Origin of the sequence: Candidatus Palauibacter irciniicola (assembly GCF_965208695.1) — a bacterium.
Lineage (GTDB): Bacteria > Gemmatimonadota > Gemmatimonadetes > Palauibacterales > Palauibacteraceae > Palauibacter > Palauibacter irciniicola.
This window is the reverse complement of record NZ_OZ242352.1, coordinates 1,943,968-1,963,419: the sequence shown is the minus strand read 5'-3', so window position 1 is coordinate 1,963,419 and position 19,452 is coordinate 1,943,968. Positions and strand designations below refer to the sequence as shown.

The following is a 19,452-nucleotide window of genomic DNA, read 5'->3' as shown; positions in this document are numbered from 1 at the left end:
ACATGCCATGAGCGACATGACCGAGCCGTCCGCCCCCCACCAACCGCCCGCCCGCGACCCTCCCGCGACGCTCACCGCCGCCCAGGTCTCGCAGATCCTGAAGCGGGCGGCCGAGATCGACGCCAGGGGCGATTCGATGACCGTCGAGGAACTGGAGCGCATCGCCGGCGAGGCCGGGATCGACCCGCGCGCGACGAGGACCGCGATCGCGGAACTGGTCACGGAGCAGATGCCGGTTCCGGCTCCCGCGCCGCCACCGCCGGCGGTCCCCACGACGCGCGCCGGCAACCCCGCCTCCCCCTCTCCCGGACGCATCATCGCGGGCGGGGCCGTCGGCGTAGCCTTCGGATTCCTCTTCGCGGGCGGTCTGGAGGGCGCCATCGCGGGATCCGGCGCCACGGCGATCTATCTCATACTGCGCGCCGTGCAGGCCATGAAGCGCGGCAGCCAGCTCGACTTCCAGCTCCAGAACTTCACCCTCTGGTTCGTGTCGACGCTGATCATTGCGGCCGGGCTCGGGCCCGAGGGGTTCGCGTTGACCCTGCTCTGCTGGATCCTAACCTCGGCCATCGGCGGCCTCCTTATCCGCTTCGGCCCCCGCGAGGAAGAGCCGAAGGGGGAGACGGACAGCACGGCGCTCGTCAGAGAGGATCGGGATCGATGAGAGTCCGGCCCCCACTCACCGTCTCGATCTTCCTGGTCGTTTGGACGGCCGCTTGCGGTGCCCCCGTCGACGAGCGCGGGGGAGAGGGCCGGTCCGCGGGTGCTTCGGCGCAACTGGCGGCGCTGCTGGACTCGGCTTGGGTCCGGGATCTGGAGACGAATCCCTTCGTCCGCCTGCGCGAGGGGGTGGACGTGGAGCGGCTCCCCGCGCTCGACTACGAGGCGGCGGAGGAGCGGGCGGCGTTCTCCCAGCGGCAGCTCGAGCGCGCCCTCGCCATCGACGCGGCGGCGCTCTCGGCCGATGAGCGCGTCACGCTGGAAACCCTGGTCTGGCAGGCGGAGATGGCCGTCGAGGGGCACCGGTACTTCTGGCTCCGGAGCGTCCTCACCCCGTATTCGAGCGTCCTCCGCAGCTACAGCCAGATCTTCCCGCTCCTCCCGCTCGAGGATGACGAGGATCTCGACCGTTTCGTGGCGCTCGTGGAGCAGGTGCCGTCCCATGTACGGGGCCTCGAGGACTACGTGCGGGGGCAGTTCGAGCGCGACTTCATCGTGTCGAGCCAGAACCTCGCGCCGGTCGTCCAGCTCGTGCGGGCGACGGCGGGCGAAGCGGAGGACGGTCCGTTCGCGCTCCCCGCGGGTCGCGCCTCCGGGCTGGACCCCGCCCGCGTCGCGGAGGCGAGGGCCCGCATCGGCGACATCGTGCGCGATTCCATCAACCCGGCGCTCGAGGAACTCGCCGCCTTCCTCGAAGGGCCCTACGCGGCGCGCGCGCCGGCCGGGGTCGGCCTCTCGCAGTATCCCGAAGGTCGCGAGTACTACCTCTACCTGACCCGCCTCCACACGACGATGGAGGTCACGCCGGAGGAGGTGCAGGCGGCCGGACACGAACTCCTCGCCGAGTTTCGCGCACGCATGGCCGAGATCCGCGACCGCCTGGGCTGGGAGGGGAGCGCGGAGGAATTCCACGAACACCTGAAGACGGACCCGCGCTATTTCCCGGCGTCCCAGGAAGAGGTACGCGAGCGCCTGCTGGCCTCGTCGACCCGGATGCTCGAGCGCATCGACGCCTACTTCCTCGGCGTCCCCGAAGCCCCGTGGGATGCGAGGCGGCTGGCGCCCGAACTCGAGCCGGCGATGACGTACGGCTACTACTCCGCGCCCACCGCGGCCGAACCGACCGGCATCTACTACTACAACGGCTCGAACCTGGATCAGCGGAGCTGGCTCGGGCTCGCGTCGATCTCGCTCCACGAGCTGATCCCCGGCCACCACTTCCAGATCGCGGGCCAGCGCGAGAGCGAGACCCTGCCGGACTATCGGCGCAACACCTCGTACACCGCGTACACCGAGGGATGGGGCTCCTACGCGTCCCACCTCGGGTTCGAGGCGGGCGTGTACGAGGATCTGTACAGCGAGTACGGCTTCTACATCCTGGAGAGCTTCCTCGCGACGCGGCTCGTGGTGGATCCGGGGATGAACTACTTCGACTGGACGCGAGAGGAGGCGCGGCGGTTCATGCGCGAGAACACGCTCGAATCGGAGACCCAGATCGCGACGGAGTCGCTGCGCTATTCCACGGACCTGCCCGGGCAGGCGCTCGCCTACCAGATGGGGAAGCGGAAGCTGCTCGAGCTGCGGGCCCGGGCCGAGGATGCGCTCGGCGACGGGTTCGACCTCCGCGGCTTCCACGATGTCGTGCTCCGGACCGGGTCCGTGCCCATGGTCGTGCTCGAAGGGCAGGTCGATGCGTGGATCGGCTTGAGCGGGTCCGGGGGCGACGGACCATAGCGCTGCGGCGATCGCGCCCCGGCTGGACGGGCTGGATGCTTCTCCTCCTCCTCGCGACCGCGGTCCTGCTCGCCGCGTGGGCATTCTGGTGGGAGCCGGGCCGACTGGTTCTCCGCCGGGCCGACCTCGAGGTGCCGGGGTGGCCCGAGGGGGAGGAGACCCGCATCGCGCTCATCGCCGACCTCCACGTGGGCTCGCCCCGAAACGGCCGGGACAACCTGCGCCGCGTCGTGCGCCGGGTGAACGAGACGCTCCCGGACCTGGTTCTCATCGCCGGCGACCTGACGATCGACAACGTCGTGGGCGGCCGCTTCGTGCCGCCCGAGGAGATCGCCGAGGACCTCGCCGCCCTCGATGCCCGCTACGGCGTGTTCGCGGTGCTCGGCAACCACGACCGCTGGCTGTCCGCCGAGCGCGTGGAAAAGGCGCTCTCCGGTGCGGGCATCACCGTGCTCGACAACCGGGGCCGGCGGGCGCGCGTGCGGGACCACGACGTCTGGATCGCGGGCGTGGCGGACTTCTGGACGGGCCACCCGTCGATCGACGATGCCCTCGACGGGGCCCGGCCCGGGGAGCCCGTGATCGTCGTCACGCACAACCCGGACATCTTCCCCGAGGTGCCGCCGCGGGCCTCCCTGACGCTGGCGGGGCACACGCACGGCGGGCAGGTGCTCATCCCGTTCGTGGGTCCCGGAATCACCCCCTCCCGGTTCGGGGATCGGTACGCGGCGGGTCACGTGGTGGAGGACGGACGACACCTCTTCGTGACGACCGGCGTGGGGACGAGCCGGCTCGGCGTGCGCTTCCTCGTGCCGCCCGAAGTCGTCGCGCTCCGGCTCACGCGCTGCGAATCCTGCGAGTCGCCGCCGGAGTGACTATCATGCCGCCCACGGGCTGCCCGCCCGCCGTTGGAACCTCGAACCGGACCTGAAATCGGAGTGACACCGAACATGCCGTCTCCTTCGAACCTGCGCTCCCGCCGGGAGCACGTCGCGGGTGCCGTGCGGCGCCTCGCCATCGCGAGCCTGGCCACCGCGGGCCTGTTCCTGCTCCCCCTCGCCGCCGCCGCGCAGGAAGACAAGCTGCCGCCGCCCGAGGGCTGGCTCGCCCGCACCGACCACGGGGGGGACGGGGTGGAAGCCCTCCAGGAGATGCCGCCCGGCTGGCACGTCACCACGGGGCCGGCCGGCATCTTCTACGATCCCGAGACCCGGGCCGACGGCGACTTTCGCGTCGAGTCGACCGTCTTCCTGTTCGACCCCGAAGGACGGAACGAAGGGTACGGCGTCTTCATCGGCGGCGCGGATCTGGAGGGAGACAGCCAGGTCTACACCTACCTCCTCATCCGGGCGGACGGGAGCGTGATCGTGAAGCGCCGGGACGGCGGCGAGACGTCCACGCTCCTCGACTGGACGAAGCACGAGGCGGTCGTCACCTGGGCGGCGCGGGGCGAGGACGCGGCGACGGCGAAGAACGTCCTCTTCGTGGAGGCCGAGGGGGAGGACGTGATCTTCGGCGTGAACGAGCAGGAGGTGTTCCGGACGGCGAGAGCGGGGCAGCACGTCGACGGCGTCGTGGGGCTGAGGGTCAACCACGGCCTCAACCTGCACTTCTCCTCGCTGGAGGTGACCGATGGCTGAATCCGACGCGGGGTCCGCGGGCTCCGGCCCGGCGCGGCTCGAGGCGATCTGGCTCAAGTCGGCGCGGAAGGGCCCCATGGAGCCGGTGCCGGAAGCCACCCTCGTCGCGGGGAAGGGGCTGGAGGGGAACGTCGACCGCGGCGGCTACCGGCAGGTGACGCTCCTCGACGCGGACGCCTGGGAGACGGCGACGCGGGAAGTCGGCGTCGACCTGGCCCCGGATGCCCGCCGGGCCAACCTGCTCGTGCGGGGCGTCGACTTCTCCGAGACGGCGAACCGGGTGCTGCGGATCGCGGGCTGCCGCATCCGCATACGGGGCGAGACGCTGCCCTGTGCGCGCATGGAGGACGCGGCGCCCGGGCTGAAGGCGGCGCTCGCGCCCGACTGGCGCGGCGGCGCGTACGGGATGGTGCTCGAGGGCGGCCCCCTCGCCCTCGGCGATGCGGTGGCCTGGGAATCCTGACCGGCCCCCGCGCGCCCGTCGTCGTCGCCCTCGCCGTCCTCACGGCGTCCATGGCGGGGTGCGACGCTCCCGCCTCCGAGGCGGGCCCGCCGACCCGGGCGGGCTCGCTCTCCGTCTTCGAGGCGGAACTCTTCTACCAGACGGTCGGGGCCGGAGAGCCCGTCGTCGTCGTGCACGGCGGCCCGGGCCTCGACCACTCCTACCTTCGGCCGTGGTTCGGACCGCTGGCCGAGACGCACCAGGTGGTCTTCTACGATCAGCGGGGCCTCGGGGCGTCGCGGGCGGTGGTGAACGCGGCGAGCCTCTCGATGGAGCGCTACCTCACGGACATCGACCGGATCCGGGAGCACGTCGCGCAACGCGAGAAGGTCACGCTGCTCGCGCACTCGTGGGGCGCGATTCCGGCCCTCCTCTACGCCATGGAGCGCCCGGAGCGGCTGGCGGCGCTCATCCTCGTCGCGCCCGTCGAACCGGGCAGCCGGTTCCGGGAACAGACCGATGAGAACCAGTTGGCCCGACGGGATTCGGCCGACCTCGCGGCCATCGACTCGATTCGGGGGACGCCGGAGTTCGCGGCGCGCGAGGCGGGGGCCCTCAGCCAGGTCTTCTTCCACGTCTTCCGCGGGACGTTCGCGGACGCCGGCGTGGCGGACAGCCTGCTTCGCCTCTCCCTGCACGAGAGGACGGCGAGCCAGGGCCAGCTCGTTGCGAGCCTGCTCATGGCGCCGCTCCAGGGGCTCGACTTCTGGGACCGCCTCGGCGCGATCGAGGTTCCGGTGCTCATCGTGCACGGCGCGCAGGATCCGATCCCCATCGAGATGGTGCAGGCGATGAACGACGCCCTGCCGGACAGTCGTCTGATTCGGGTCGACGGATCGGGACACTTCCCGTTCATCGAGCAGCCGATGCTGTTCTGGACGGGCGTGCACGCGTTCCTCCAGCAGCGGCCGCGGGAAGGGCCGTGACCGCGGACGCCCCGGCGCCGGGCCCGATCCGCGACCCGGCTCCCCTGCGGGGCGCCCTCTCCCGTCTGAACGAGGCGCGGCTCGCCCCCGAGCGCAGTTCCGCCCGCCTCGGCGCCCTGCTGTCGGGGTTCGAGCAGCTTGCCGCCGCGCTGCCGGGCGAGGACCGGCTGCCGAGCGAGGACCGCCGGCCGGGCGAAGACCGCCGGCCGGGCGCGGCGGGAGCGCTGGCGGAACTCGAAGGGCTTCTGGCCGAACCGGGCTTGGAGACCGGCGCCGCGGCGTTGCGCGAGTACCTCGAGCCGATCCTCGAACGGCTGATCGAGGCCCTGCTCGACCACCCGGAGCGGCGTCTCGCCGTGTACGGGTCCCTCCTCCCCGGCGAGAACAACCATCACCACGTGGCCACGCTCGTCGGGCGCTGGGTGGCAGGCACGGTGGAGGGCACGCTGCACGACCGGGGCTGGGCGGCGCGACAGGGCTATCCCGGTTTCGTCCCCGGAACTTCCGGCGACCGGGTCACGGTGAAAGTGCTGGAAAGTCTCGGGCTTCCCGATGCCTGGGACCGGCTCGACGCCTTCGAGGGAGAGGCCTACCGGCGGATCCTCGCCCCCGTCGAGATGAAGAAGACGGGGACCGGGGCCGGAAGCGAGACCGTGTGGCGGGTCTGCAACATCTACCAACTCACGGCCCGCGCCCGCCCGGCCCGCGCGCCGGATCGCAAGCGCGACCCCGCCTGAGCGGCTGCGGCCGCCGCGGCGGCGAGCCTGCCGGGGCGGCTATTCGTCGGCTTTCACTTCCTCCCACACGGCGTCGAGCGTCGCGAGGTCCGCGTTCTTCCAATCGAGGCCGCGGCTCTCGGCCCGTTCGATCATGCGCCGGCAGCGGCGCTCGAATTTCTCGACCGCGCCGAGGAGAGCATTGGCCGGGTGCACGCCGGCCCACCGCGAGGCGTTCACCACCGCGAAGAGCAGGTCTCCGACCTCCTCGACGACCTCCGGGCTCGCTTCCCCGATCCGGGGCGGCGCCGCCGGCGCGGTAGACCCGGACGCCTCCTCGGCCGCCGCGCGCTCGAGTTCCGCCGTCTCTTCGCGCACCTTTTCCACGGGTCCCGCGAGATCGGGCCAGTCGAACCCGAACCCGGCCATCCGCTCCTGCACGCGCGCCGCGCGGCTGAGCGGATCGAGTCCCCCCGAGACCCCGTGGAAGGGGTCGTCCGGAGACTCGCGTTCCGCGGCCTTGAGCGACTCCCAGTCGGGCGGGGCGTCCGCGTCGCCGTACACGTGCGGGTGGCGGGCCTCCATCTTCGCCTCCAGCGCTTCGACGACATCGGCGGCCGCGAAGGCCCCGCGCTCTTCGGCGAGCACGATCTGGAAGGCGACGTTCAGGAGCAGGTCGCCGAGTTCCCCCCGCAGGCCGGCGTCGTCTCCGGCCCGGATCGCGTCCGCGACCTCGTGCGCCTCCTCGAGGAGGTACGGACGGAGCGTCTGCGGCGTCTGCTTCGCGTCCCAGGGACAGCGGAGGCGCAGGAAGCGGACGAGCGCGAGGGCGCGGGCGAGGGCATCATCCCCTTCGCGCGCTTCCTCCGCGTGAAGCGTCTCGATGTCGGCGGCGGCGGTTGGCTCTTGCATGACGGCGAAGGTATCATCCCGTGGCAGGACGCCGCTGCATTCCGACCCCCGAACCCCCGGCGACGCTTGACCCGCAGCCGCGAAGATCCCCCGTACCGAGCGTGGCTCGAGGTCGATCTGGCCGCGCTGTCGCGGAACGCCCGGCGCGTGGCGAAACATGCGGCCCCCGCCCGCTTCGTCCCCATGGTCAAGGCGGACGCCTACGGCCTCGGCGCGATCGAGGTCGCCCGCGCGCTGGACCGGCTGGAGCCCTACGCCTTCGGGGTCGCGACGCCGCCGGAGGGCGCCGAACTCCGGCGGGGCGGGATCGAGCGCCGCATCATCGTCTTCGCCCCCTCGGCCGCCACCGAGATCTCCCAACTCCTCGAGGCGCGGCTCGAGAGCGCGGCGCTGAGCCTGCCGTCGTTCGCGAAGCTCGAAGCCGGTGCGCGGGCGGCGTCCACCCGGATCCCCGCCCATCTGGAAGTCGACACCGGCATGGGACGCGCGGGCCTCCCGGCGGCCGAGGCTGCCGGGTGGGCGCCCGAGGTCGCGTCGATCCTCTCGCGCGGCGGCGTCTCGCTGGCGAGCGTCTACACGCATTTCCATTCCGCCGGAACGGATCCCGCCGCCACATCCCTTCAGTTGACCCGCTTGCGGCGGGCCGCATCGATCCTGGAGGAGGCGGGGGTCGAGGTCCCCTTCCTGCACGCGGCGAACAGCGATGCGGTGATGACGGATCCGCAGTATCATCTGGGGCTCGTCAGGCCGGGGATCTACCTGTACGGGGGCCGGCGGGGGGCTGGCGCCGCGGGCGCCCTGGCGGACCCGGAGAGTGTGGCGCGGGTACGCGCGACGGTGCTGGAAGTCCGTGACCTGGCGCCGGGCTCGACCGTCAGCTACGGGGCCACCTACACGACGAGGCGCGGCGAACGTCTCGCCACTCTGGGGATGGGGTACGCGGATGGGTTGCCGTGGCGTCTATCGAACCGTGGACAGGTGCTCATCGGCGGCAGCCGGGTACCGATCCGGGGCGGTGTCTGCATGGATGTGACGTCGGTAGACGTTTCCGGCGCGCCGCGTGTCGAAGCTGGGGACGTGGCTACGCTTCTGGGCCGTGACGGAGGGGAGGAGGTCGCGCTGGCGGACTTCGCGAAGGCCGCCGGGACGATCGAATACGAAGTGCTGACGGCGATCGGACGCCGTCTGCCCCGACACTACGTGGGCGGGCGGGCCGACGCCGGAAATGGAAGCCGATGACCGAGACTCGAGGGACCGCCGGAGCGCCGCGCTCGTGGGAAGATCTCGCCGACCGGGCGAGGGCCGCCCGCGAGCGCGCGTACGCCCCGTATTCCCGTTTCCTCGTCGGCGCGGCGCTCGAGGCGGAGGACGGCCGGGTCTTCGCCGGGTGCAACGTGGAGAATGCCTCGTACCCCGTCGGGACGTGCGCGGAACGCGTCGCCCTGGGGCACGCGGTCGTTTCGGGGGCGCGCGCCTTCTCGCGCATCGCCATCGTGACGAGCGGCGCCGTCCCGGCCCCGCCGTGCGGCATGTGTCGCCAGGCGCTGGCCGAGTTCGGCCGGGGACTCGAGGTCATGAGCGTCGGAACGAACGGGGAGTCCGTCGTCTGGCGGCTGCGCGACCTGCTGCCCGCGAACTTCTCGCTCGAGCGGATGGCCGCGCCGGCGGAGACGGGCTCGTGAACGGACGGCGACTTGCGGTGCTCGTCGTGACGGTCTTCCCGCTGCTGCTGGGCGCCTGCGCGGAGGACCCGCTCTCCCTGGGCTCCGAGAATGTGCCGGGCGCCGGCGTGGTGACGCGCGACGTCACGATCTCCGTCTCCGAACTGTCGACCTGGCGGGACACGACGCTGACCGGCTTCGCCCGGCCCTCCACCGCGCCGTTCGTGTACGTCTCGGCCGGGACGGACCTGTCGAGTCGCGGGCTTGCGCGCTTCAACGTCCCCGACACCGTCCGGACGTTCGTCGATACGCTGCCGGTCGCGATGTTCGAGGAGGTGGAGTTCGAGCTCCGCCTGGACACGATCCGCTCGGAGTTCACGGAATTCCCGATCACCGTGAAGCTCGTCGAACTCGGGGAGCGTTTCGAGCCTCATCGCGCGACGTGGCAGGAGGCGGCGCCCGGAATCCCGTGGACGGAGCCGGGGGGCAGCCTCGGAGTCGAGATCGCGTCGGCGGTGCTGGAGGCGGCCTCGGATACCGTCCTCATGAGGCCGGCCGTGGCGGAGGACTCCCTGATGAAGGCGTGGCAGCGGGAGGACGGCGGCAACGGCTTCGCCATCGTGGTGGACGGTCCCGAAACGAAACTCCGGGTCACGCAGATCGTCCTCCGGTACGATCCGACCCTGGTCGGGCGCAGCATCCCGGTGCCGCAGTCCCAGTTCTGGGAGGATCGCGCGTTCATCCTGGATCCGCCGCCGCCGCCGACGGGCACGGCACTTCGCGTCGGCGGCCTCCCCGCCTCGCGCATCTACTTCGAGTTCGTGCCTCCGGGCCTCCTCGGGGAAGCGGGACTCGAGGGGGCGACGGTCAGCCAGGCCGAGGTCATCCTGTATCCGCTGGCCGCGCCAGATCTGTACGCGGCGGAGCGCACGATCCAGGCCCGCAAGGTGAGTCTGCTCGGCGACCCGTTCGAGGTGGGCGAAAAGACGCCCATCGGGAGCGGGGACCTGGCCACGACGACGCTCGATCCTGCCAGACTCCGCGAGGGTGAGCCGGTGCGCCTCGACATCACGCGCCTCATGGCGCAGGCCGTCCAGGATTCGCTGAGGCGCATCCGGATCGGCTTCCGGGCGGATCCGGATGCGCAGGCGCTGGGCTACTGGGAGTTCGGTTCCGCCGAATCGCCGCCGGAACTCCGGCCGCGGATCCGCGTCGTGTTCAGTTCGGCGCCCGACTTCACGGTGCCGTGATGCCGACCGTCCGAGGGTTCCGGGGATGGGTCCGGGCCGGGTTGGCGCTGGCGGCGCTGGCGGCTGCGCCCGTCGCCCTCGTCGCCCAGACGCCGCTCACGGCGCTCGGCCTCGGCTATCCCGTCGCGCCGGTGGATGGCCGGTCGGCGGCGCTCGGCGGTTCGGGCTCCGGCCTGCTCGGCGGATCGTACAGCGTCACGAACCCGGCGGACCTTCTCCTTCACGCCGAACCCGGCTTCTCCGTCTCGCTGGCCAGCGAGGGCGTGACGCTCGAGGGCGGCGGCACGTCGCTCAACACGGGACGCGGGCGCTTCACCACGATCCGCGCGCTCGTCCCCTACAACGACTGGGCCTTCAGCCTGGCCTTCGGCGGCGAGTTCGATCAGGACTGGTCCAACATCCTGCAGGACACGCTGCGGCTGAACGACGGCGCGGTTCCCTACGAGGAGACGCGGGAACACAACGGCGGGATCAGCACGATCGACGCGTCGCTTGCGCGTCGCCTGGGGCCGCTGGGCCTCGGGGTCTCGGCGCAGCGGCTGACCGGCTCGCTGCGGCAGTCGTTCTTCCGAAAGTTCGACGATCCGATCGGAGGAGCGCCCGCGCTCGGCGGCATCGTGGGGGCGAGGGAGCTGTCGTGGCGAGCCTGGCGCTTCCGGGCGGGCGGGTCGATTCAGCTGGGAGACCGCGTCGTGGCGGGGGTGTCGCTCGGCACGGGAGGAACGCTGTACGCGACCCCCGAAGCGGCGGAAGAACCCGAGGCGGAGTTCGATCTGCCGACCTCGATCCAACTCGGCGGCAGCGTGCGCGTGACGGACCAGTTCCTCGTCACCGCCGGCGGCGGCCGGGCCGGGTGGTCGGCCGTGGGGTCGCGTACCGCGGCGGCCGGCTCCGCGTTCCGGTCGCACGACATCGCCTGGCTGGGCGGCGGGATCGAATACGGCGCGCTCTCCCTGCTCGGCGGCAGGTTGCCGGTTCGGGCCGGATGGCGGCGGACGGGCCTCCCCTTCAGCCGGGGCGCCGAAGCGCTCGAAGAGTCCGCCTTCACCGGCGGCTTCGGCTGGGAGTTCCAGGAGGGACTGGCCGTATTCGACCTCGCCTTCGAGAGCGGATCGCGCGGCGACGTCGCGGCGGCCGGCTTCGCGGAGAGCTTCCGGCGCGTCACCGTCTCCTTTTCCCTCCGGCAGCGCTGAGCCGCCCATGGAGGGGACGAAGCTCGTCACGCTGAAGACGCCCGGCGCGACGCCCGGCGCGGACCGCCCCCGCGACCCCCGCCCGCTCGGGGGGCGGGTCTACATCGAGACCTACGGGTGTCAGATGAACATCAACGACACCGAGTTGATGGAGGGGCTGCTCGTCGACGAAGGCTACGTGAGCGTGGACGCGCCCGAGCGCGCCGATGTGATCCTCGTGAACACCTGCGCGATTCGCGAGCACGCGGAACAGCGCGTCCGCGGCCGGATCGGCGAGCTGCAACGCCACCGCAAGCGGCACGCCGGCCTCGTGCTGGGCGTGACGGGGTGCATGGCGCAGCGGCTGGGCCCGCGGCTCATCGAGGAGGCGGCGGGCGTCGACCTGGTGGCCGGACCGGATGCCTACCGCGCCCTCCCGGACCTCATCGGTTCGATCCGGGCGAACGCGATCGAGCGCGGACAGACGCTGCTCGGGCTCGACGCGGAAGAGAACTACGAGGGCGTGGACAGCGTGAGGCGGGAAGGCGTGAGCGCGTGGATCACGGTCCAGCGCGGCTGCGACCACCGCTGCACCTTCTGCATCGTGCCCTATGTGAGGGGACCCGAGAAGAACCGGACGCCCGAGGCGGTGCTGGCCGAGACCCGGCGCGCCGCGGAGGACGGGTTCAGCGAGGTCGTGCTCCTCGGACAGACCGTGAACTCGTACGAGTCCGGAGACTGGAACTTCGCGACGCTGCTGCGGGCGGTGAGCCGCGTGGACGGCATCCGCCGCGTCCGTTTCACCTCCCCCCATCCCAACGACGTGACGCCGGAACTGCTCGAGGTGATGGCGGGGGAGCCGACGGTCTGCCGCCAGCTCCACCTTCCCGTTCAATCGGGCTCCGACCGCATCCTCAAGCGCATGGTCCGGCGCTACACGAGTGAAGGGTTTCTCGAGAAGGTCGAGACCGCGCGCCGCGAGGTGCCCGGCATCGCCCTCTCCACGGATGTGATCGTCGGGTTCCCCGGGGAGACGGAGGCGGACTTCGAGGCCACGCTGGAGCTGATGCGGGACGTGCGATTCGACGACGCCTACCTGTACAAGTACTCGCTGCGCGAAGGGACGCCGGCCACGCGCTTCCCGGCCCCGGATTTCGTGCCGGACGAGGTGGGTTCGGAGCGGCTGGAACGCCTGATCGGCGAGCACCGCGCGATCCAGCGCGAGATCAACGAGTCCGAGGTGGGTTCGCGGCGCGAGGTGCTGATCGAGCGCTCCGCGCGCTCGCCGGGCGACGTGCTCGGCAGGACGGAGCAGAACAAGGTCGTCGCCTTCCCCGGAGACCCCTGTCGGATCGGTACGTACGCGCAGGTGCGGCTCACGGGGACGACCGGCGCGACCTTCATGGGGCAGCCCTGCTGATGCGCTTCGTGATGCGGCTCCTCGCCTTCGTCGTCGTCATCCTCGCGGCGTTCTGGTTTTCGGTGCGGAACGGGAGCGAAATCGTCAACGTCGTGCTGCCCTTCCTCCGCATTCGCGCACCGCTCCCGCTCGTCGTCTTCGCCTGCATCCTCGGGGGGATGGGCCTCTCGGGCCTGCTCGCGTGGCGGGCCGAGCGCCGGGCCCGGCGCCTGGCGGACCGGGCGGCGTCGGCGCGCCGCGCGTACGAGCCGCCGGTCGCGGCGGAGTTCCCGCCCGAGGTGGAGTCGCCGGCCGACGTGGAGCCCCCGGCCGCCGCGCAGCCCGCCGACCCGCCGGAGCGATCGGAGCCGAGTCCCCTCCTTTGATGGACGGTTGACGCCCTCTCCGAGCGTAGGGGTGTACCCTGCGCCCGGAGGCTGATCGACGTCCCACTCGCTGTCGCCCCTGCTTCTGACGGCCCTGGCGCTCGCCGCCGGGGATGTGGCCGGGCTCGCGCTCGCCCGGGCCGACGGCGTCTCCCTTCATACGCCCGCGGCGCTCGCGGCGGGGCTCCTCTGCGTCATCGTCGGCCGGGCCGCGCTGCGGGCCGGCGTCGGCGCGCCGCGCGCCACGGTGGGCCTCTCGTTGGCGCTCGCCGCCGTGGCCGGGCTGCTGGCGGGTCTGCCGGTCGGGGTGGCGGCGCGGGGGGCCTGCGTCGCCACGCTCGAGGCGGGGGCGCCGGCGGTGGCGGTCGGCACGCTCGCCGACGCGGTGCCGGCGCGGCAGGCGGGCCGGGGTGCTGGCCCGGTCCGGGTGTCGATCCGCGACGTCCGCATCGTCTCGGGGGGGCGGATTTGCCGCCTGGACGCGGTGCGCGCCTTCGTGCGGCCCGGAGCGGGGCGGGAGGCGGGCGCGGCGGTGCTCGCCCGGGGCACGTGGCGCACGGCGGGCGGGACGGACCCGGATGCGGGACGGGCCCGGCTGCCCCGTCCGCCCGCGACGCTGGGCTGGATCGGCGGCGCGACGCTGGAGCCGCTGGATGTCCCCGCGCACGCGGTGGGCCCGCGCGGCCCCGGCCGCTGGATCATCGAATGGCGCGCCGGGCTGCTGGCCCGGCTCGACGCCCGGCTTGCCCCCGAGCACCGGGCCATCGGCAGGGCCCTGCTGCTCGCCGACCGCAGCACCCTCGACCCCGCGACGAGAGAGGCGTTCGTCGGGGCCGGGATCATCCACCTGCTCGCGATCTCCGGGCTCCACGTCGGCCTCATCGGCGCCTCGCTCTCCTGGCTCATCGGCCTGCGCGTGCGCGGTCCCCGCCGGCTCCTCTACGCCGCCGCCTGCACGAGCGCGTACGTGTGCCTCATCGGTGCGCCCCCGTCGGCCGTGCGGGCGGCGCTGATGTTCTGGGGCTGGGCGCTCGCTTTCCGCCGGGCCCGCCCCGCCCGCATCGGCGACCTCGCGGCGCTCGCGGCGATGCTCGCCATCCTGGCCGACCCGCTCATCGTCACGGACGTGGGCTTTCAGCTCTCGTTCGCCGGGTTCACGGGCGTCGTGCTCGGGGGTCGCGCCCCGCTGCCGCGTCCGCTCTCCTCTCGACGCCTGCGCGGCATCGGGCGGGCGCTCGCCGTGAGCTGCGGCGCGTTCCTCGTCACCGCGCCCATCGCGGCCTTCCACTTCGACCGCATCGTCATCGCCTCGATCCCGGCGAGCGTGGTGGCGGGCGCGGTCGTGAGCCTCGCGCTTCCCGCCCTCGCGCTCACGCTGATCCTGCCCTGGGGTCTGTGGATGCTGTTCGCCGGCGCCGCGGACACGGCGCTCGCCGGCCTCGCGGCGATCGCGGCCTTCTTCGCGGGGCTCCCGCTGAGCTGGACGGGCCCCGGCCTCGGCCCCCGCGCGTGGGCGGTCGCGGCCGCGCTCGGCGCCCTCGCGTTCGACCGGACGCGCGCCCGGCGCGGCCTCGGCCTCCTCTCGGTCGGCGCCGTGCTCGCACTCACCGTCGCCTGGCCCCTCGTCCGGGCCGGCCTCGACCGGGGCACGGCGCTCGTCTGCACCCTCGCCGTGGGGCAGGGCGACGCCGCCGTCGTGCGGACCGGCGCCGGCCGATGGCTCGTCTTCGACGCGGGCCCGGGCTCGGCTTTCGCGACGGCCGGCACGGCATCCGGCCCGCCGATGGCCGACGCGGGAAGCCGCGTCGTCGTGCCCTTCCTGCGCGGCAAGGGCGCCCGGACCGTGGAGCTGCTCGCGATCTCCCATCCCCACCTCGACCACTTCGGCGGCGCCGCGGCGGTGTTCGAGGCCTTCCGGGTCCGCCGCGTATTCGATCCGGGCGTCCCGGAACCCAGCGCCTCCTACCTGGCCTTCCTCGAACGGCTTCAGGAGGAGGGCGCGTCCTGGCACGCGCCCCGCGCCGGAGACCGCCTCCGCATCGACGATGTCGAACTCGAGATTCTGTGGCCCCACGGCCCGGCCGGCTCGGACGCGAACGAGGGCTCCCTCTCGTTCCGTCTCACGATCGGCGGCTTCCGCTACGTGAACACGGGCGACGCAGGCGTCGACGTCGAACGCGAGATCCTGGAGCGCCTCACGCCGCGTCGGCCGGAGGCGGACCTCCTCAAGCTCGGCCACCACGGCAGCCGGACCTCCAGTTCCGTCGAGTGGCTGGAGGCGACGGACCCTGACATCGCCGTGATCTCGGCGGGGCGAGGGAACCGGCACGGGCACCCGCACGCCGTGACGCTGGCGCGACTCGACTCCGCCCGGGTGTCGCGGGTGTGGCGGACCGATCTCGCCGGCCCCCTGTGCATCGAGGTCGACGCGCGCGGCTGGAGGATCGCGGACCCGCCTTGACGCGAAAAACCGCCCCCCGGTAACCTCTCAGCCCACCCCCCCGACTTCCGCGGAGCCACCTTGACCGGATCCATCGTCACCGTCGAGCACTTCATCGCCGAGCAGGAGCGCGAATACCCCGAAGCCACGGGCGCCTTCACGGACATCCTGCTCCAGATCAACCTCGCCGCGAAGGTCATCTCCGCGGCCGTGAATCGCGCCGGGCTCATCGACATCCTCGGCGTGATCGGGAGCACGAACGTGCACGACGAGGAAGTGCAGAAGCTGGACGACTACGCGAACGACGTCCTGCTGAACCTGCTGCGGCGCTGCGGCAGCCTGAGCGGCATGGTGTCCGAGGAAGAGGAGGGGTTCGTCCATGTCCCCGAATCGCGCGACCCCGGACCGTACATCATCGCGTTCGACCCGCTCGACGGGAGTTCCAACATCGACGTGAACATCTCCGTGGGGACGATCTTCTCCGTCTACCGCAAGCGGAGCGACGGGACCAGGGTGCGGCGGCGCGACCTGCTTCAGCCGGGATCCGAACAGGTCGCGGCGGGATACGTCCTCTACGGCTCTTCGACCATGCTCGTCTTCACGACGGGGAGGGGCGTGCACGGCTTCACGCTCGACCCGGGGATCGGGGAGTTCCTCCTCTCGTACCGGAACCTGCGCATTCCCTCGCCTGGCAAGAACATCTACAGCATCAACGAGGCCTACTTCGACAAGTGGACGCCGGGTCAGCAGCGGCTCGTGGAGCGGCTCCGGCAGCCGCCCCCCGACGCGCCGTCGTTCTCCGCGCGCTACGTCGGGTCCATGGTCGCGGACTTCCACCGCACGCTCCTGCGCGGTGGGATCTTCATGTATCCGGGGACCGTCGCGAAGCCGGAGGGGAAGCTGCGCCTGCTGTACGAGGTGGCCCCGATGGCCATGATCTGCGAGCAGGCGGGCGGCCTCGCCACCGATGGCCGCCGGCGCATCCTCGACATCGAGCCCGAGGGGCTCCACCACCGCGTGCCGACCTTCCTCGGCGCCCCCGACCTCGTGGAGATGGCGGGCCGCTACCTGGCCGACGACTGACCGGGATGGCGAACGGCCCCGCCGGCATGCCGACGGGGCCGTTTTCCGTTCGAGTCCCGGATCCCCTCCGCTAGAAGGTGACCTGGAACCCCACGTTCAGGTTCCGCGGATAGCCGAGGAAGACCTCGGCCGAGTCCGCATCGTGAACATCGCCGTCCTCGAAGTAGCTGTTGAACCGGGAGGCGTCGGTGGCATCCTGGATGTAGGTCGCGTCAAGGAGATTGTACACGTTGGCGAAGACGCGTACTCCCGCCCCACCGGCGATCGGGATGATGTCGCCGAGCGCATACGAGAGGTGCAGGTCGAGGACCGAATAGCCCGGGGGCTGCCAGGACTGGAGGCCCCTCTCGCCCGGATCGCTGCGGTTCAGGTGATCGAAGGCCGCGTAGTGGTTGCCGAAGAACTTGCCGACCAACGACACGTGGGCGCCGTCCGACGGATAGACCGACGCGCTGAGGGCCAGCTGCCGCTGAGGCGCATCGGCCACCTTGAGACCTTCGATGTAGAAGTCGACGTACACCGACTCGGTGGTTCGGTCGTCGGCGCGGTAGAAACCGGTCGCGTCCTCCAGATACGTCCAGTTGCCGATCGAGAGCGCGCCGTCGAAGCGCACGAAGTTGCTCGGCTGCCAGGCCGCCTCGGCTTCGATGCCCATGTGCCGCGCGTCCACCCCCAGCAGGGTGACCAGCCCATCCACGCCCTCGACGCCGCCCAGGTCGCGGACGAAGCCCCTCTCCGTCCGATTCCTCCACGTGGTGTGGTAGAGGTTGACGTCCAGCGAGACCGCGCGGGTGGTGGAACGGAACTGTGTCCCCACCTCGAACGAGAGGAAGTCCTCGTTCTGCGGATCGTCGTGAAGCGTGCCGTTGTTGTCGTCGATCACGCCGTCGAAGATCGGCACCTTGGAGACGATGCCCGCGTTCCCGAACACGGACCACTCGTCGTTGAGATTGCGAACCGCGCCACCCTTGATCTGATAGCCGGAGAGGTTGCCGCTCTCGAGCTGGAGGTTTCCGCCGCTGGGGTCGGACTTGAAGAAGTCCACGAAGGTGTAGGAATTCTGGGCCCATCCGACCATGCCGTAGAGTGACCCCCCGCGGGAGGTCTTTTCGGCCTGTGCGTAGGCGCCCAGCCAGTCCACCGTGTTCTCGTTGTGATAGTGGATCTTGTCGCCGAGATTGCGGTTGTGCTCGGCCTCGGTCCAGAAGTCGGAGGGGGTGCAGCGGTTTCTGCCGGAGCACTCGAAGTGGGTGCCACCCAGCAGGTCGCGCACCTCCCGGTAGTGCGCGATGTTGGCCGTGCGCCAGTCGACGCCGACCTCGGTGGTCAGGCCCCCATCGAAGGTCTTCCGCAGCTTGGAGATGGCGCCCCAGGTCGACTGGTTGTTCACCGAGTTGCGAAGGATGCCCCGGGATCCGTTGGCTTCATCCCGATTCCTCGCGATGGTGGCATCCCAGTCCGGGATGCGCTGGCCGTAATCGAAGTTCCACCTCAGCGATCCGAGGGTACCCGTACCTCCTCCGGCGCCGCCGGAGAAATACCCCACGGTGGTCAGGCTCAGTCCATCCCCGAAGTAGGAGTACCAGTTCAGGTTGACCTGCGGCTTGTGGAAGTAGTTCTCGCGCTCGTTGATGAAGTTCTCGGCGAAGCGGCCTCTCCGTCCCGAGTCCGGGCCCGTGCTGTTGTACTGGGTGCCGCCGTAGCTGCTGCTCACCGGGGCCACGTTCGGGCTCCGGCCCCTGCCCACCTCGGGGAACTTCTCGAACGCCCCGGCGTCGAATCCGTCGAGCGAGCGCGCATAGTCCGCGTCGAGGCTGGCCAGGTTGAGCTTGTAGATGTTCTGGCCGTGCCGCTGCGGCGCGCCGACCGCGTAGGCCTCGAGCCGGTTGTTGGCGTTCACCTGGAACGACGTGGCCAGGTAGTAGGCCCAGGCGTCGGTCCACGTGGCGTCGCCGCCCACGAAGCCCCTGTACATCCCGCCCCCGGTCTTGCGCACGACGGAACCCGTGGCGGCAAACGCTCCCATCGGCCCCGTGTTCACGACCACGGTCTCCTTCAGCATGTTGCCGCCGAGCCCCCAGCCGCCGTCGTCGTTCAGGCTGCCGAGCCCGAACTCCTGCTTGTACGTGAGCCCCGCACCCTCGGCCGCGGGATCGGTGATGACGTTGATCGTGCCACCGATCGACGGCGTGGCGAGGTTGACCGCCGAGAGGCCGCGCTGGAGCTGGATGCTCGTTGCGGCATCGCCCAGGCCGTCCCAGTTGGACCAGTAGACCCACCCGTTCTCCATGTCGTTGACGGGCACGCCGTTGATCATCACGGCGGTGTTGCGCTGGTTGAAGCCGCGCACGTTGATGCGCGCGTCGCCGGCACCGCCCCCCTGCTGGGTCGCGTAGACGCTCGGGGTCACGTTCAGCACCAGCGGCAGATCCCTCGAGCCCAGCTGGTTCTGGATCTGCGTCTTGCTCACGTTGGTGAACGCCACCGGCGTCTGCCGGTCCTGTGCCCGGGTGGCGAAGACCTCGAGGGCATCGAGGGCGATCGCCTCCTGGCTCAGGCTGAAGTTCAGCGCCAGGGACTGGCCGGCCGCCAGCGAGACTTCGGTCTCGGACTCCCGTCCGTATCCGATCAGGGTCACCGAGACGGTGTACGGCCCGCCGGGACGAACGCCCTCCACCTGGAACGCGCCATCGCTCCCGGACAGCGCGCCCGTCTGGACCCCGGTCAAATCGTGCGTGACCACCACCGCCGCACCGGCGACGCCGGCGCCCAGGTCATCGGTCACCCGGCCCGTAACGGTCGCGGTCTCCTGTGCCGCCAGATTGGCGGCGGAAAGGATGAAGAGCGCGGCGCAGAGCGCCTTCAGACGAATTCCGCGTGACATCTGCTATCCTCCGATTCATGGGTGCGT

Annotated in this window: 17 protein-coding genes; 15 read left to right on the top strand and 2 right to left on the bottom strand. The window is 71.4% G+C overall.

Features of this window, described 5'->3' with window-relative positions; all coding sequences use genetic code 11:
• The first annotated feature begins 7 nt into the window (after positions 1 to 7).
• The 7 genes from ACOGI9_RS08485 (at position 8) to ACOGI9_RS08455 (ending at position 6,259) form a co-directional block, all read left to right on the top strand.
• Positions 8 to 664, top strand: a complete 657-nt coding sequence (locus tag ACOGI9_RS08485; protein WP_419856714.1) for a hypothetical protein — start codon at positions 8 to 10, stop codon at positions 662 to 664.
• Positions 661 to 2,454 carry a DUF885 domain-containing protein gene (locus ACOGI9_RS08480; protein WP_419856713.1) on the top strand — a complete coding sequence of 598 codons (1,794 nt, stop codon included), beginning with the start codon at positions 661 to 663 and terminating at the stop codon, positions 2,452 to 2,454. Before ACOGI9_RS08485 ends, ACOGI9_RS08480 begins: the two co-directional genes overlap by 4 nt.
• A 35-nt stretch (positions 2,455 to 2,489) precedes the next feature.
• Positions 2,490 to 3,329: a metallophosphoesterase gene (locus ACOGI9_RS08475; protein ID WP_419856712.1), complete on the top strand. Its 840-nt coding sequence runs from the start codon at positions 2,490 to 2,492 to the stop codon at positions 3,327 to 3,329.
• 63 nt (positions 3,330 to 3,392) lie between these two features.
• The gene (locus tag ACOGI9_RS08470) at positions 3,393 to 4,094 is read left to right on the top strand and encodes a hypothetical protein (RefSeq protein WP_419856711.1); all 702 of its coding nucleotides are present in this window, start codon (positions 3,393 to 3,395) and stop codon (positions 4,092 to 4,094) included.
• On the top strand, positions 4,087 to 4,557 hold the full coding sequence (locus ACOGI9_RS08465; protein WP_419856710.1) for an MOSC domain-containing protein: 471 nt from the start codon (positions 4,087 to 4,089) through the stop codon (positions 4,555 to 4,557). The genes ACOGI9_RS08470 and ACOGI9_RS08465 overlap by 8 nt, the downstream gene beginning before the upstream one ends.
• Before the next feature lie 50 nt (positions 4,558 to 4,607).
• A complete protein-coding gene (locus ACOGI9_RS08460) occupies positions 4,608 to 5,522 on the top strand; it encodes an alpha/beta fold hydrolase (RefSeq protein ID WP_419856709.1) in 915 nt (304 codons plus the stop codon).
• Complete coding sequence (locus ACOGI9_RS08455) at positions 5,519 to 6,259, top strand: gamma-glutamylcyclotransferase family protein (RefSeq protein ID WP_419856708.1); 741 nt, start codon at positions 5,519 to 5,521, stop codon at positions 6,257 to 6,259. Before ACOGI9_RS08460 ends, ACOGI9_RS08455 begins: the two co-directional genes overlap by 4 nt.
• Before the next feature lie 39 nt (positions 6,260 to 6,298).
• Here the strand turns inward: ACOGI9_RS08455 and mazG are convergent, their stop codons facing one another.
• Positions 6,299 to 7,150 (bottom strand): nucleoside triphosphate pyrophosphohydrolase, encoded by an 852-nt coding sequence (mazG, locus tag ACOGI9_RS08450; protein ID WP_419856707.1) that lies wholly within the window; start codon positions 7,148 to 7,150, stop codon positions 6,299 to 6,301.
• A gap of 66 nt (positions 7,151 to 7,216) precedes the next feature.
• Here mazG and alr point away from each other — a divergent pair, with 66 nt between their 5' ends.
• The 8 genes from alr to fbp all read left to right on the top strand — a co-directional run bounded on the left by alr (position 7,217) and on the right by fbp (position 16,541).
• Entirely contained in the window at positions 7,217 to 8,389 is a 1,173-nt protein-coding gene (alr, locus tag ACOGI9_RS08445) for an alanine racemase (protein ID WP_419856706.1), read from the top strand.
• Entirely contained in the window at positions 8,386 to 8,832 is a 447-nt protein-coding gene (gene cdd, locus ACOGI9_RS08440; RefSeq protein ID WP_419856705.1) for a cytidine deaminase, read from the top strand. The genes alr and cdd overlap by 4 nt, the downstream gene beginning before the upstream one ends.
• Positions 8,829 to 10,061, top strand: coding sequence for a hypothetical protein (locus ACOGI9_RS08435; RefSeq protein WP_419856704.1), 1,233 nt, complete (start codon positions 8,829 to 8,831; stop codon positions 10,059 to 10,061). Before cdd ends, ACOGI9_RS08435 begins: the two co-directional genes overlap by 4 nt.
• The gene (locus ACOGI9_RS08430; protein WP_419856703.1) at positions 10,061 to 11,254 is read left to right on the top strand and encodes a hypothetical protein; all 1,194 of its coding nucleotides are present in this window, start codon (positions 10,061 to 10,063) and stop codon (positions 11,252 to 11,254) included. The genes ACOGI9_RS08435 and ACOGI9_RS08430 overlap by 1 nt, the downstream gene beginning before the upstream one ends.
• A gap of 7 nt (positions 11,255 to 11,261) precedes the next feature.
• Entirely contained in the window at positions 11,262 to 12,653 is a 1,392-nt protein-coding gene (miaB, locus tag ACOGI9_RS08425; protein WP_419856702.1) for a tRNA (N6-isopentenyl adenosine(37)-C2)-methylthiotransferase MiaB, read from the top strand.
• Positions 12,653 to 13,018, top strand: a complete 366-nt coding sequence (locus tag ACOGI9_RS08420; protein ID WP_419856701.1) for a hypothetical protein — start codon at positions 12,653 to 12,655, stop codon at positions 13,016 to 13,018. The genes miaB and ACOGI9_RS08420 overlap by 1 nt, the downstream gene beginning before the upstream one ends.
• A 115-nt stretch (positions 13,019 to 13,133) precedes the next feature.
• Positions 13,134 to 15,479, top strand: a complete 2,346-nt coding sequence (locus tag ACOGI9_RS08415; RefSeq protein WP_419856700.1) for a DNA internalization-related competence protein ComEC/Rec2 — start codon at positions 13,134 to 13,136, stop codon at positions 15,477 to 15,479.
• Between the two features lie 60 nt (positions 15,480 to 15,539).
• Positions 15,540 to 16,541, top strand: coding sequence for a class 1 fructose-bisphosphatase (fbp, locus tag ACOGI9_RS08410; protein ID WP_419856699.1), 1,002 nt, complete (start codon positions 15,540 to 15,542; stop codon positions 16,539 to 16,541).
• 70 nt (positions 16,542 to 16,611) lie between these two features.
• On the opposite strand, the gene ACOGI9_RS08405 is transcribed toward fbp, so the two are convergent.
• Positions 16,612 to 19,425, bottom strand: a complete 2,814-nt coding sequence (locus tag ACOGI9_RS08405) for a TonB-dependent receptor (protein ID WP_419856698.1) — start codon at positions 19,423 to 19,425, stop codon at positions 16,612 to 16,614.
• Positions 19,426 to 19,452 lie beyond the last annotated feature (27 nt).